This is a genomic window from Burkholderia sp. DN3021, assembly GCF_049805555.1.
Taxonomy (GTDB): domain Bacteria; phylum Pseudomonadota; class Gammaproteobacteria; order Burkholderiales; family Burkholderiaceae; genus Burkholderia; species Burkholderia pyrrocinia_C.
This window is the reverse complement of record NZ_JBNCAB010000012.1, coordinates 65,953-81,007: the sequence shown is the minus strand read 5'-3', so window position 1 is coordinate 81,007 and position 15,055 is coordinate 65,953. Positions and strand designations below refer to the sequence as shown.

5 protein-coding genes are annotated in these 15,055 nt (G+C 67.8%); 3 read left to right on the top strand and 2 right to left on the bottom strand.

Features of this window, described 5'->3' with window-relative positions:
- Nucleotides 1-204: 204 nt before the first annotated feature.
- Complete coding sequence (locus ACPUER_RS09170) at nucleotides 205-624, bottom strand: DUF1810 domain-containing protein (RefSeq protein WP_425130905.1); 420 nt, start codon at nucleotides 622-624, stop codon at nucleotides 205-207.
- Between the two features lie 327 nt (nucleotides 625-951).
- Here ACPUER_RS09170 and ACPUER_RS09165 point away from each other — a divergent pair, with 327 nt between their 5' ends.
- Nucleotides 952-3,711, top strand: a complete 2,760-nt coding sequence (locus tag ACPUER_RS09165) for a UPF0182 family protein (RefSeq protein ID WP_425130904.1) — start codon at nucleotides 952-954, stop codon at nucleotides 3,709-3,711.
- A gap of 169 nt (nucleotides 3,712-3,880) precedes the next feature.
- Here the strand turns inward: ACPUER_RS09165 and ACPUER_RS09160 are convergent, their stop codons facing one another.
- Nucleotides 3,881-5,251, bottom strand: a complete 1,371-nt coding sequence (locus ACPUER_RS09160; RefSeq protein ID WP_310136382.1) for an MFS transporter — start codon at nucleotides 5,249-5,251, stop codon at nucleotides 3,881-3,883.
- A gap of 569 nt (nucleotides 5,252-5,820) precedes the next feature.
- Between ACPUER_RS09160 and ACPUER_RS09155 the strand changes: the two genes are divergently transcribed.
- Nucleotides 5,821-6,273 carry a type II toxin-antitoxin system HicB family antitoxin gene (locus ACPUER_RS09155; protein WP_425130903.1) on the top strand — a complete coding sequence of 151 codons (453 nt, stop codon included), beginning with the start codon at nucleotides 5,821-5,823 and terminating at the stop codon, nucleotides 6,271-6,273.
- 50 nt (nucleotides 6,274-6,323) lie between these two features.
- The gene (locus tag ACPUER_RS09150) at nucleotides 6,324-15,038 is read left to right on the top strand and encodes a GH36-type glycosyl hydrolase domain-containing protein (protein ID WP_425130902.1); all 8,715 of its coding nucleotides are present in this window, start codon (nucleotides 6,324-6,326) and stop codon (nucleotides 15,036-15,038) included.
- The last annotated feature ends 17 nt before the right edge of the window (nucleotides 15,039-15,055 follow it).

Genomic DNA, 15,055 nt, shown 5'->3' with positions numbered 1-15,055 from the left:
CCTGTGGTACCTGGCAATGGTGGTGATGCCGGGTACAGCGGGAAATTCGTGGCCCGGGGTCTGTCGGTTGATCCCGGGCCATCGTTGTTCGACGCGCTGCCTGAAATCAACGCATCAGGACATATCGAATCTCGTCAACGGATACACGTGGGCGGAAGACCAACGACCCGTCGTGACGTAGAGGTTTATTCGGCCCGCCCCCGCCTAGATTCTCGCGAGCGTGCTGTGATCGGCTTCACCGCCGAAATATTTCTCGAGCGCCTCCACGAACACCGCGTTATCGGCAGTCGCATGCGCGAACAACGTGACCGACGACCGGAATTTCAGGTAATCCGGATACCCGAAAATCGTCTGGATCGATCTGCCTTCGACCTGATTGACCAGCCGTGTGCATTCCCGCAGCCTTTCGCCGAGCAGCGGATGCTGAAGATACGCGACGGCTTCGGCCAGTGTCGTGATCGCATACCGTTGCGCCATCGCGCTGTCGCCAAGCCCTTCGATCTGCGGAAACACGAACCACATCCAGTGGCTTCGCTTGTGTCCGTTCTTCAGCTCGTCGCATACCTGCGCATACACCGGATCCTGCGCGTCGACAAAGCGCTGAAGATCATGGGGATCGTCCATTTCGCCCTCCGTCCGTTCCGGTGCGGCAAGCCGCCCGAGCACTCATTGTGAGCGTGACCCGGATGGTGTGCAAACGCCCCGTCGACCGTGTGCTCACCCGGCTTCGCATCGGGTCCCGCGACTGGGACGCGATCGGATTTGCTGCAGTGCAGTGCACCGCGATCGATCGCCCGCAAGCGACGTCGCGCATGCCGTTGGATGGCGACGTGCCGGCAACGAGCGTAGCATTCAGACATGCGGCCGGCCGCGATCCCGACCGACGGATCGGCGGCACACCCCGATCCGGCCGCAGCCGGCCTCGCATGACGGCCCGGCAAAGGAGCCTCGATGCGCTCGCAAGCAACGTCCGTCTCGCGCCTGAGGCGCTATGGGATCATGGCTGCGGTCGTCGTCGCGTGCCTGATCGTCGCCGGGCGCATCACCGGTATCCTGGTCGACTGGCTTTGGTTCTCGTCGATCGGCTATGCCGGCGTCTTCTGGACGATCCTGTCCGCGAGGGTGCTGCTGTTCGTCGCGGTGCTCGCCGTGTCGGCGGCCGCGATCGGTGCGTCGGGGTTGCTCGCGCATCGTTTTGCAAGGTCCGTCGATGTCTGGCAGGTAGAGGAAGCTTCGTCGACGCGTGCGGAGGATGTCCTTCGGGCGCTCGCAGCGGAGGTTGCATCGCGCGTTCCATGGCGCGCGGTCATCGCCGCGGGTGCCGTCTTCCTCGGGCTTGCGATCGCCGCCGGTGCGATGTCGAGCTGGGATGTTGCGCTGCGCTTTCTGCATCGGGTGCCGTTCGGCGTGCGCGATCCGATCTTCGGCAAGGACATCGGTTTCTATCTGTTCGCGCTGCCCGTCTGGATCGTACTGAAGAACCTGCTGCTGCAAGTGGTCGTCTGCTGCGCGATCGTCGCAGGCAGCGTCTACTGGCTGCGCGGCGACATCATGCTGCGCCCGCCGAAGGGGCTTTCGTCGGCTGCCGCCGTTCACGGTTCGGCGTTGCTGGCGCTGTTCTTCCTGCTGAAAGCCTGGTCCTGGTGGCTCGAACGCTTTCTGCTGCTCTACGACAACAACGGTGTCGTGGTCGGCGCCGGCTATACGGATGTCCACGTGATGCTGCCGGTGCTGTGGCTGCTCGTCGGCCTCGCCGTTGCGTCGGCCGTTGCGATGCTGGTCAACCTGCGCCGGCCCGGCTATCGGTTGCCGGCCGCTGCGGTGCTGCTGGTGTTCGGCACTTCGTTTGCGCTCGGCATCGTCTATCCCGCGCTGTTCCAGCGCTTCTACGTCAAGCCGAGCGAGCTGCAGCTCGAGACGCCCTATATCCAGCACAACATCGCGTTGACGAGGCAGGCTTACGGTCTTGCGCAGATCGAGGTCAAGCCGTTTGCGGCCGGACAGGGCCTGAATCTCTCGGCGCTGCAGGCCAATCGCGCGACCGTCGACAACATCCGGCTGTGGGATGTGCAGCCGCTGATGGATACCTATGCGCAGTTGCAGGAGATCAGGACGTACTACAAGTTCTTCTCCGTGGATATCGATCGCTACCGGCTCGACTCCGGCTACCGGCAGGTCATGCTGTCGGCGCGCGAACTGGAGCAGACGATGCTGCCGGAGAACGCCCGAACCTGGGTGAACCTGCATCTGCTGTTTACCCACGGCAACGGCGTCGTGATGTCGCCGGTCACCGAGAAATCCACGGAAGGCCTGCCGTCGCTCTATCTGCGCGACATTCCGCCTGCCGCGGACGGCGGGCCGGCGATCCACGAACCGCGCATCTACTTCGGCGAAGGCGGGCAGGGTTATGCGATCGTGAAGGGCAGCGTGCCCGAATTCGACTACCCGAAGGGCGACAGCAACGTCTACACGTCCTACAGCGGGCGCGACGGTGTCGCGATCGGCGGCGCGGCGCGGCGTAGCCTCTTCGCATGGCAGTTCAGCGATCCCAACATCCTGCTGACGCACTACATCACGGACGACAGCAGGATCCTGTTTCACCGCAACATCCGGGACCGGATACGCACGATTGCGCCGTTTCTCGCGCTCGACCACGACCCGTATGTCGTGGCAAGCAACGGACGCCTGTTCTGGATGCAGGACGCCTATACGACCAGCCGCTGGTTTCCGTATGCGCCGCCCGGTGTCGGCGACGGCGCCAACTACATTCGCAACGCAGTGAAAGTGGTGGTCGACGCGTACCACGGCACGGTCGACTTCTACGTCAGCGATCCTTCCGATCCGCTGGTTCGGACTTACGCGCGCATCTTCCCCGGCATGTTCAAGCCGCTCGACGCGATGCCGCCGGATCTTCGACAGCATATCCGCTACCCCGAGGATCTGTTCCTGATCCAGGCGAACCTCTACCGCGCCTATCACATGGATGCGCCGGAAGTGTTCTATAACCGCGAGGACCTCTGGCAGTTTCCTCGCGCGCTGGGCGATATCGACGGGGGCGACGCAGCGAACGCGCAGATGGCGCCGTACTACACGATCATGAGGCTGCCCGGCGATGCGCAGGCCGGCTTCGTGCTGATGCTGCCGATGGTGCCGAGCCAGCGCGAGAACATGATCGCGTGGCTGGCCGCGCGTTGCGATCCGCCCGGGTACGGCAAGCTGATCGTCTACGCGTTCCCCAAGGACAAGCTGATCTATGGGCCGTACCAGATCGAGGCGCGCATCCAGCAGAGCACGGAAATCTCGCAGCAGATCTCGCTGTGGAACCAGATGGGCTCACGCGTGATCCGCGGCCATCTCGTGGTCGTGCCGATCGAGAATTCGATTCTTTACGTGTCGCCGCTTTATCTGCGTGCGGCGTCGGGCCAATTGCCCGAGCTGAAGCGGGTGATTGCGGCCTACGGCGATCGCGTCGTGATGGAGGAAAACCTGAGCGAAGCACTCGCAGCGCTCTTCAAGGAGACGGGGCCGGGGCCGGTGGCGGCGCCGGCCCGCGGCGCGGCGGATGCGCGCGCCCGCGAAGCGCTGGCCCATTACGACCGCGCGATCGAGCGGATGAAGGCGGGGGACTGGGCCGGCTTCGGCGCGGAACTCGATGCGCTCCGGCCGTTGCTCGAAGCGCTGGGCGCCGTTCGCGCGGACAACAAGAAGTGAATGGCGCGCGGCGGAACGGGTGTGAGCTCGACTGCCCGTCATCGAGAAGTCGTCGCGTTTTCCGAGCGCGCGCATGGATGGTCCTGAACCGAGACCGGGTGCGGAAATCGGGCCGGCAGCCGCCTCGTCGCCCTATGCATCGTCGATGGCGCGATCGCCGGCCAACCCGTCAGGTCACCGGCGGCGCGTGCCCATGATCCCCCAGATCCCGCGCTTCGTCGTATTCCCGCGAAATATCCTTGTTCGTGTAGTCGCCGAGCTTCGATGCGGCGACCAGGCTCAGCACCGCACATACCAGCACGTACACCGCGATCGCATACCCCGAATGGTAGTAGGCAAACAGCGCCGTCGCGATCAGCGGTGCCGGGCCGCCTGCGATGACCGAAGCGAGCTGATAACCCATCGACGCACCGCTGTATCGCAACCGCCCGGTAAACGACTCGGCAATCAACGCAGCCTGCGGCCCGTACATCATCGAATGCGGGACCAGCGACAGCACGATGGCCGCGAAGATCCATACCGGATTCCGGCTGTCGACCATCGCGAAGTAGAGGAATCCGAACACACCGACGGCAGCCGCACCGATCATGTACATCCGCCGCCGTCCGATCAGATCCGACACGTGCCCGAACAGCGGGATGGTGACGAATTCGACCACGGATGCAACCAGCACCGCCGTCAGCAACAGTTCGCGCGTGACGCCGAGCGCCGTGATCCCGTAAGTGAACACGAACGCCGTAAAGATATAGAACGGCGCCTGCTCGGCCATCCGCGCAAACGCCGACAGCACGATATCCCTCGGCTGCTTGCGCAGCACTTCGAGCATCGGCGTCTTCTCGATCCGGCGCTCGGCCAGCAGCTTCGCGAAGATCGGCGTCTCGAGAATATTCAGGCGGATATAGAGCCCGATCGCGACCAGCAGGATGCTGAGGAAAAACGGCACGCGCCAGCCCCACGCGAGGAAACCGCTGCCGGACAACCAGCTCATGGCGAGCACGGCGAGGTTGGCGAGGAACAATCCCGCCGGCACGCCGAACTGCGGCCACGACGCGACGAAGCCGCGATGCGCATTGGTGCGCGCCCACTCCATCGACATCAGGACCGAGCCGCCCCATTCGCCGCCGACGCCGACGCCCTGGATGAAGCGCAGCACCGTGAGGAAAACGGCGCCCCAGATGCCGATCGTCGCGTAAGTCGGGACGAAGGCCACGGCGAACGTGGCGAGCCCCATCAGCAGCAGGGTCACGATCAGGGTGGCCTTGCGTCCGATGCGGTCGCCGTAATGGCCGAAGATCGCGGCGCCGACCGGCCGCGCGACAAAGCCGACGGCATAGATCAGGAATGCCTGCAGCGTGCCGACGAGAGGGTGGGACTGCGGGAAATACAGCTTTGCGAAGACCAGGCCGGTGACCGTGCTGTAGAGGAAAAAGTCATACCATTCGATCGTGGTGCCGATCGTGCTGGCTATGACGGCGCGGCGCAACTGGCGCCGGGCTTCCTCGTCGGAGAGGGGCGTGGCCGCGGATTGCATGGCAGCCATTTTGATATCTCCCGAAAAAAGGGCGACAGAGAAATAAACCATACGCCCCGCGATTGGTTCCGGCAAGTCGCTCTGCAGCTTTCCAATCAGAAGGATTGCGAACTTATGCCGGACGTTGGCGACCCGCGTGGACAGCACGAGCGCGACGAGGACCACGACGATGACGCGTAGGGGGCGAGATACAGACAGCCCCACGCGCCGACGGCAATGCCGCGAGGATGAGCGCGGCAGATCGAACGAGTGTGACGGGATTCACGGTGACGCCCCGCTTCGATGGCAACGACCTGGCGCATGTGTGATGAAACGCGCCGCATCCCGGGGCGTCCCGGGCGTGCCGGCAACAGAGGAGGCCGGCGCGCCTGATGCGAGCAACGCGCTCGATTACCGTGCAAATCATCGGTACGGTGCCGTACGTGGATCGATCGCGTTGCATTCGCGGGGCTCCGGTGCGTGCAAGGCGGGCAAGTCACCACGAAACCTGCTCCGAAGACTGTTCTTCAGCGTACCGACTCATCGGGCCGTCGCGATGCACGATGACGTTCGTCGCATTCTTCTGTCTGGAGCGGTTCATGAAATATCCGATCTATATCACGCGGCACGGGAATCCCCGCTATCGCGGCGCGCTTGCGGATTTTCCCGAAGTCGATGTGGAGGGCGACTCGTATGGCGAGTTGCAGGCGGCCGTCGCGCAACGGGTCATGGCCCGTTATGACCGGTCCGCGCGTCTCGTTCCGCCGCCGACCACGGACATGTCCGTATTGCAGGCGTCGGCGGTCGATGCCGGCGACGGGATCTGGCGCTTCTTCGACATCGACCTGACCCAGGTGACGTCGAGTTCCGTGCGGATCGAGCTGTGCCTGCCGAAGCGCATCGTGCACGACATCGATCGGACGGCGGGCGCGCTGCATACGACTCGCGATGCGTTCGTGTCGATGGCGTGCGAGCACGCCGCCGACCGGTCCGCGCAGCACGGCGGCTTGCATGGCGAACCCGTCGCGACATCGCTGTCGGAAGCGGTTTGACGGCCCGGGCACGCGTGGCCGAGCGGTGCGGCCATCTGGGAGGACGTCTCTTGAAGATTCATGTCGCGCGTGTTTCGCGACGCCGGACCTCGCCGTGGAGCAATGCCCGGCCGATTCGCGAGGAGTTCTTCGGCGACGAGCGACTCGCGCAGCATGCGGGCAGCCTGGCTCGCGCGCAGAAGGTGTTGCCCGGTGCGGCGTCGGGCCCCTCGCTGGCCGCACGGCTGAAGGACAACTCGGATCATCTGCTGAAGGCCTACCGGAACACGGTGGCCGCGGACGCGCGCGGAGAAGAAATCACGCCCGCGGCGGAGTGGCTGCTCGACAACTACTATCTTGTCGCGGAACAGGTGCGGCAGATTCGCGACGATCTTTCCCCTCGCTATTACCGGCAACTGCCCAAACTGAGCAACGGCCCGTTCGCCGGTTATCCGCGCGTGTTCGGGATCAACTGGTCATTCGTCGCCCATACCGACAGTCGTTTCGATCCCGATGCGCTATGCCGTTTCATGCTGGCCTATCAGGCCGTGGAACCGCTGACGATCGGCGAACTGTGGGCGGTGGCGATCACGCTGCGGATCGTGCTGATCGAAAACCTGCGGCGGCTCGCGGATCAGATCATCGACGACCGGCGCGCGCGGCTCGACGCCGACGCGCTCGCGGATCGCCTGCTCGGCGAAGGCGGGCAGGCGCGGGTGGAGACGGCGCCGCTCGTCGCCCGTTATGAGCAGGCCGTATTGCACGATGCGTTCGCGGTGCAGCTGATTCAGCGGCTGCATGATCCCGATCCGGCTGTCGCGCCGGCACTGGCGTGGCTGCATCGGCACCTGGCGGCGCGCGGCGCGACGCCGGACCAGATCGTTGCGTCCGTCAACCATCAGCAGGGCGCCGCCAGCCTGACCGTGCGCAACGTGATCACCAGCATGCGGCTGATTTCGGAGGTGGACTGGACCGATCTGTTCGAGCGCATCAGCCTGGTCGATCAGGTGCTGCGCAGCCACCCGGGCTTCGCGGAGATGGATTTCCCCACGCGCAACCTGTATCGCGACGCGGTCGAAGCGCTTGCGCGCGGCGCGCCGGTCAGCGAGCTCGCGGAGATGGATTTCCCCACGCGCAACCTGTATCGCGACGCGGTCGAAGCGCTTGCGCGCGGCGCGCCGGTCAGCGAGCTCGAGATTGCGCGGCGCGTCGTCGCCGATGCGGCAGCCCGCGCACCGGCCGCCGGCGCGGCACCGGGCCGCGAGACCGACCCCGGTTACTACCTGCTGGCCGACGGCCGCGCCGCGCTCGAAGCCGAGATCGGCTATCGGCCGCCCGTTGCGCTGTGGTTGCGGCGCCTGACCCGCCACGCCGGTCTCGGCGGTTATCTCGGCCGTACCGGGCTGATCGCCGCACTGCTGCTGGCGGGCATGATGGCGTGGCTCGCGCGCGTCGAACCGCCCGGCCACTGGCTGATCTGGCTCGGTCTGGCCGGCCTGCTGCCCGCGCTCGATGCCGCGCTCGCGCTCGTCAATCGCGCGGTAATGAGGGATATCGGCGCAAGCATCCTGCCGGGCCTCGCGCTGCTCGACGGCATCCCGCCGGGCCTGCGCACGATGGTCGCCGTGCCGGTGCTGCTGACGACGGAAGCGGCGCTCGCCGAGCAGATCGAGCAACTGGAAATTCATCATCTGGCGAGCCCCAACGGCGCGCTGTATTTCGCATTGCTCTCCGACTGGGTGGACGCGCCCACTCCGCACGCCGACAGCGACGACGGGCTGCTGGCGTCCGCGGCGGCGGGCATCGACCGGTTGAATGGCCTCTATCCGGCGGCGCCGGGCGAAGGCGAGCGTTTTCTGCTGCTGCACCGCAAGCGCGTGTGGAACGACGGCGAACGGTGCTGGATGGGTTGGGAGCGCAAGCGCGGCAAGCTGCACGAGCTGAACCGGTTGCTGCGCGGGGCGTCGGACACGTCGTTCGTCGCGCCGGAAGGCCGGCCGCCGCGCGTGCCGCCGGACGTGCGCTACGTGATCACGCTCGATGCCGATACGCGGCTGCTGCGCGATACCGTGCGCCGCCTGGTCGGCAAGATGGCGCACCCGCTCAACCGGCCGGTATTCGACTCCGCGAGCCGGCGCATCGTCGAGGGCTACGGCGTGCTCCAGCCGCGCGTGACTTCGTCCCTCGCGAGCGGCGACGAGGGCTCGCTGTTCCAGCGCGTGTCGTCGAGCGCGCACGGCATCGATCCTTACGTGTCGGCCGTATCGGATGTCTATCAGGACCTGTTCGACGAAGGCTCGTATGCGGGCAAGGGCATCTACGACGTCGATGCGTTCGAGGCGGTGCTCGCCGGCCGCGTGCCGGAGAACACGGTGCTCAGTCACGATCTGTTCGAAGGCATATTCGCGCGGGCCGGGCTGGCGTCGGATATCGAGGTCGTCGAAGCATCGCCGTCCCGCTACGACGTCGCGGCGGGACGCCTGCACCGATGGGCGCGCGGCGACTGGCAACTCCTGCCGTGGTTGATATTCGGCCGCGAACCGCTGACGGCGGTCGGCCGCTGGAAGATGCTGGACAACCTGCGCCGCACGCTCACTGCGCCCGCCATGCTGGTCGCGCTGCTGGCCGGATGGGTGCTGCCGCTGCCCGTGTCGCTCGCGTGGAGCGCGTTCGTGCTGGTGACGATCGCGCTGCCGTTCCTGTTGCCCGTGTTGAGCGGGCTGGTGCCACGCTGGCGGCGCACGCATGTGAAGATGACCACGCGCAGCGTGCTCCATGCGTGGTCGACGGAGCTGCAGTTCGCGTTGACGCGGTTCGGCCTGTCGATCGTCATGCTGCCGCAGCAGGCATGGTCGATGGGCGACGCGATCGCGCGCACGCTGTTTCGCGTGGGGATCAGCCGTCGCCATCTGCTCGAATGGACCACGGCGGCCGAAGCCGGCGCGCGCGACCGGCGGACCCTCGCGCTCACCTATCTGCAAATGCGCGGCGGCGTGACGCTCGCGCTGCTTGCCGCGGCCGCCAGCCTGCTGGCGGGCTGGCGCTTCGATCGTCATGCGGGCTGGCTGGCCGCTCCGTTCGCGCTGGTCTGGCTCGCGGCGCCCGCGATCGCCTACTGGCTGAGCCGCGCACCGCGGCCGGCTGGCGAGCTGGCGGTGGCGCCGCACGATGCGCGCCAGCTGCGGCGCGACGCGCGCCGGACCTGGCGTTATTTCGAGACCTTCGTGACGGCCGACGATCAGATGCTGCCGCTGGACAATTTCCAGGAAGACCCGAAGCCCGTTGGCGCGCACCGGACTTCGCCCACCAATATCGGACTGTACCTGTTGTCCGCCGTCAGCGCCCGCGAGTTCGGCTGGCTCGGCACGCTGGACGCGGTGTCGCGGCTGGAGGCGACCCTTGCGACGATGCGGCTGATGTCGCGCTATCGCGGCCATTTCTATAACTGGTACGACACCCGTGACCTGCGGCCGCTCGAGCCGCGGTACGTGTCGTCGGTCGACAGCGGCAATCTCGCCGGCCACCTGATCGCGCTCGGCAACGGTTGCCGCGCGTGGGCGAATCAGCCCGCCGGCGTGGGGCGGCAGGCCGCGTATGAAGGGATCGGCGATACGCTCGCGCTGTTGCACAACGCCGTGTGCCGGGAAGGCGACGCCCGGACGGCCTTGCACGGCGAATTCGAGCGAGCCGCGACCGAGCTGGAGGAGGCGCTCGCCGCGCCGGCCGGGGACGACGGCGCACTGGACGGCCGCGCCGCGCCGGAATGGCCCGCGATTACGGTCCTCGCCGCGACGGTCGCCGATGTCGCGCGCGCGCTGATGGACGAGGTCGGCCGGGTGCGGGGCGGCGACGTCGACGACGTGCTGTTCTGGGCGCAGGCGCTGGAGCACGCGGTGCAAGGGCATTGCCGCGACGCGACGCGCACGCCGGACGAAGCGGACGTGTTGAACAAGCGTCTTCATGCGCTGGCCGATACCGCGTTGCAGATGGCCTATGCGATGGAGTTCGGCTTTCTGCTCGACCCGGTGCGCAATCTGCTGTCGATCGGTTATGCGGTGGCCGACGGACGGCTCGATCCGGGCAACTACGATCTGCTGGCGTCGGAGGCTCGCCTGGCGAGTTTCGTCGCGATCGCGAAGGGCGATGTCCCGGCGCGGCACTGGTTCCGGCTCGGCCGCCTGGCGACGCCGATCGGGCACGGCGCGGCGCTGATCTCGTGGTCGGGATCGATGTTCGAATACCTGATGCCGTCGCTGGTGATGCGCGCGCCGGACAGCAGCCTGCTCGCGCGTACCAATCACCTGGTGGTGCGGCGGCAGATCGCCTATGGCGACGGGCTGCGCCTGCCGTGGGGCATGTCCGAATCGGCGTACAACACGCGCGACATCGAGCTGACCTATCAGTATTCGAGCTTCGGCGTGCCGGAGTTGGGGCTCAAGCGCGATCTCGACCAGAACCTGGTGGTCGCGCCCTATGCGACCGCACTCGCGGCGATGGTCGCGCCGGACGCCGCCGTACGCAACTTCGAGCGGCTGCGCGCGGCCGGCGCGTGCGGGCGCTTCGGCTTCTACGAAGCGCTCGACTACACGCCCGCGCGCGTGCCGGAAGGCATGCCGGTGGCCATCGTGCGCGCGTTCATGGCGCATCACCAGGGCATGTCGATCGTGTCGATCGCCAATGCGCTGCTGGGCGGGCGCATTCGCGCGTTCTTCCACGGCGAGCCGGCCGTCCGCGCCACCGAGCTGCTGTTGCAGGAGCGGGTACCGGGCCGGGTCGCGGCCGGGCGGCCGCGGGCCGACGCGAGCCCGGCCGGCAGGATGCACGGCATCGATGCCGGCGTCGCGCGGCGCGTGCTGTCGGCGGACGATCCCGCGCCCGTCACGCATCTGCTGTCCAACGGCCGCTACGCCGTGATGCTCACGGCCGCGGGTTCCGGCTACAGCCGCCGCGACGATCTGGCCGTCACGCGTTGGCGGGAGGACGCGACGCGCGACGATTGGGGCAGCTACCTGTATCTGCGCGACGTCGACAGCGGCGACGTCTGGTCGGCCGCATGGCAACCCACCGGCGTGGTGCCGGACAGCTACGAAGTGACGTTCACCGAGGATCGCGCCGAGTTCGTGCGGCGCGACGGCACCTTGACGACGTCGCTCGAGGTGGTGGTATCCGCCGAGGACGACGCGGAGGTGCGGCGGGTGTCGGTGGCCAATGCGGGCGCCCGGGCCCGCGTGATCGAATTCACGTCCTACGCGGAAATCGTGCTCGCGCCGCCCGCCGCCGATCACGCCCATCCCGCGTTCTCGAAACTGTTCATCGAGACCGAATACGTGCCGGCGTCCGGCGCGATTCTGGCGACGCGGCGCAAGCGCGCGCCGAACGAGGCGGAGGTCTGGGCCGCCCATCTGGCGGTGACCGCCGGCGAAACCGTCGGCGCGGAAGAATTCGACACCGATCGATTGCGCTTCATCGGGCGCGGGCGCGGCGTTCGACTGCCGCTTGCGCTGACCGAACGGCGTGCGCTGGGCGCTTGCGAAGGCGCGGTGCTGGACGCGGCGTTCACGTTGCGGCGGCGGCTGCGCATCGAGCCGGGCGCGAAGGCGAGCATCGCCTACTGGACCATCGTCGCGGATTCGCGCGCGCAGCTGCTCGACCTGGTCGACAAGCATCGCGACGGCGAATCGTTCGCGCGTGCGGCGATGCTCGCGTGGACCCAGGCGCAGGTGCAATTGCGGCATAGCGCGGTGAGCCTCGACGAGGCCGCGTTGTTCCAGCAGCTGGCCGGATACATGCTCTACAGCGATGCGTCGATGCGGCCGGGTTCCGCCGCACTGCTGCGCCATGCGGCGGCGGTGTCGGCGGCGGGCGGCGTGGGCGCGTCGCCGCTATGGACGCACGGCGTATCGGGGGATCTGCCGATCCTGCTGGTGCGGATCGACGACATCGAGCACATCGCCATGGTGCGGCAGCTGATCCGCGCGCACGAGTATTGGCGGACGAAGCGGCTCGAGGTCGACCTGGTCATCGTCAACGAGCGCGCGGCGTCGTATGTGCAGGATTTGCAGGCGGCGCTCGAGGGGCTGGTGCGGAGCCGGCAGACGCCGGGCGAAGCCGGGCGCGGCAGTATTTTCGTGCTGCGCGACGACCTGATGGCGGCGGCGGCGCGCGCGCTGTTCCCGTCGGTCGCGCGAGCCGTGCTCGCCGCGCGCAACGGCCGGCTGGTGGACCAGTTGCGACGGCTCGCGGGTTCACCGCTGCCCGCCCGTGCGGATGCCGCGCGCCCGCCGCTGCCGCTGCCCGCGTTACTGCCGCCGAAGGGGGCGCAGGCCGGCGCCGGTCTCGAATACTTCAACGGCATCGGCGGTTTCGCGCGCGGCGGCCGCGAATACGTGGTGACCCTGCAGCCCGGTCAATGCACGCCGATGCCGTGGGTCAACGTCGTCGCGAACCCGTCGTGCGGCTTCCTGAGCTCGGCGGAAGGGGGCGGCTATACCTGGGTGACGAACAGCCGCGAGCATCCGCTGACGCCATGGTCGAACGACCCGGTCACCGATCCGCCCGGCGAGGTGTTCTATGTCCGCGACGACGAGACCGGCATGCGCTGGGGGCCGCAGGCGAACTCGATCGGCGACGACGCGCCGGGTGCGACTCCGTTCGTGGCGAGTCATGGCCAGGGCTACAGCCGGTTTGCGCATACCGCCGCCGAGGTCGCCGTCGAATTGCTGCAGTTCGTGCCGCTGGCCGATCCCGTCAAGATTTCCCGCCTGACCTTGCGCAACCTGTCGGACCGGCCCCGCCGGCTGTCCGTCGCAACCTATGCGGAGTGGGCGCTGGGCGCGTCGCGCAGCGTCGCGGCGCCGCACACCGCGAGCGAGATCGATCCGCCCACCGGCGCGCTGTTTGCCCGCAACGACTGGAGCCAGGCGTATCGCGGCAGGGTGGCGTTCGCCGATCTGTGCGGCCTGCAAACCTCCTGGAGCGCGGACCGGCGCGAGTTCATCGGCCGCAATGGCGTCCTGGGCGATCCCGCCGGTTTCCCGGGCCGCGTCGGCGCGTCGCCGCTGTCGGGCCGCGTCGGCGCCGGGCTCGACCCGTGTGCCGCGTTGCAGACCACGGTCGGTCTCGAACCCGGCGATAGCGTCGAAATCGTCTTGCTGCTCGGCGAAGGCGCCGATGCGGCAACGGCGCGACAGTTGATCGAGCATTACCGTCAGGCGGATCTCGACGCGACATTCGCCGCCGTGACGGCGTTCTGGGACGAGACGCTCGGCGCGCTCCAGGTCGAGACGCCGGACCGCGCGATGGATCTGATGCTGAACCGCTGGCTGCTGTACCAGACGCTGTCGTGCCGGATCTGGGCGCGTGCGGGCTTTTATCAGGCCAGTGGCGCGTACGGCTTTCGCGACCAGCTGCAGGACGGCATGGCGCTCGCGGCCGCCCGCCCGGCGCTGACGCGCGAGCATCTGCTGCGGGCGGCGGCGCGCCAGTTCCCGGACGGCGACATGCAGCACTGGTGGCTGCCGGAAAGCGGCAGCGGCGTACGCACGCGGATCTCCGACGATCGCGTCTGGCTCGCCCATGCGGTTGCGCACTACGTCGACGTCAGCGGCGACCGGGCGATTCTCGATGCGTCGATCCCGTTCATCGACGGGCGGGCGCTGGGCGCCGACGAGCAGGACGCGTTCTTCATTCCGCGCATCTCGGAAACGAGCGCGTCGCTGTTCGAGCATTGCGCGCGCGGGTTGGAGTCCAGTCTGGCGCATTTCGGCGAGCATGGCCTGCCGCTGATCGGCACCGGCGACTGGAACGACGGCATGAACCGGGTCGGCGAGGCCGGGCGGGGCGAAAGCGTCTGGCTCGGGTGGTTCCTGCATGCAACGCTCACGGCGTTCGCGCCGCTCGCCACGGCGCGCGGCTTGGGCGAACTGGCGGCGCGCTGGCTGACGCGCGCCGGCGCGTTGCGCGACGCGCTTGCCGATGCGGGATGGGATGGCGAGTGGTATCGGCGCGGCTACTTCGACGACGGTACGCCGCTCGGCTCGGCCGGCAACGCCGAATGTTCGATCGACGCGATCGCGCAGTCGTGGAGCGTGCTGTCGGGCGCGGCGGACCCGGCGCGCGCCGCGCAGGCGATGGACGCGCTGGACGCGCGGCTGATCCGCCGCGACGATGGCCTGGCGCTGCTGTTCGCGCCGCCGTTCGATCGTTCGCCGGTCGATCCCGGCTATATCAAGGGTTATCCGCCGGGCATCCGGGAAAACGGCGGCCAGTATACGCATGCGGCCACGTGGTCGGTGCTCGCGTTCGCGCAAATGGGCGACGGCGATCGCGCCGCGAAGCTGTTCGCGCTGCTCAATCCGGTCAATCGCAGTCGCACGCGCAGCGGCGCGAATCGCTATCGGGTGGAGCCGTACGTGGTCGCGGCCGACGTCTATTCGGTCGCGCCGCATGTCGGTCGCGGCGGATGGACCTGGTACACCGGCTCGGCGGGCTGGCTGTATCGCGCGGGCGTCGAAGGCTTGCTCGGCCTGCGCAGGCATGGCGACATGCTGTCCATTCAACCGTGCATCCCGCGATCCTGGCCGGGCTTCAGGGCAACGCTGCGCCACGGGGCGTCGCACTACGACATCGTCGTCGAGAATCCGGACGACGTCAGCGGCGGCGTGTCGCGCCTCGTCGTGGATGGCGTGCGGCTCGCCACCGGCGAAGCGGCGGTGCGGCTCGTGGACGACGGTCGGCGTCACAGCGTGGTCGTGACGCTGGGGGCCGCGCAGGCGGTGCTGCCGTGAGGCGGCAGGCTGGCGCT

Coding starts and splice junctions, on each gene's coding strand:
- ACPUER_RS09160 (WP_310136382.1), bottom strand. CDS start 5,251: ATGGCTGCCATGCAATCCGCGGCCACGCCCCTCTCCGACGAGGAAGCC.
- ACPUER_RS09170 (WP_425130905.1), bottom strand. CDS start 624: ATGGACGATCCCCATGATCTTCAGCGCTTTGTCGACGCGCAGGATCCG.
- ACPUER_RS09155 (WP_425130903.1), top strand. CDS start 5,821: ATGAAATATCCGATCTATATCACGCGGCACGGGAATCCCCGCTATCGC.
- ACPUER_RS09165 (WP_425130904.1), top strand. CDS start 952: ATGCGCTCGCAAGCAACGTCCGTCTCGCGCCTGAGGCGCTATGGGATC.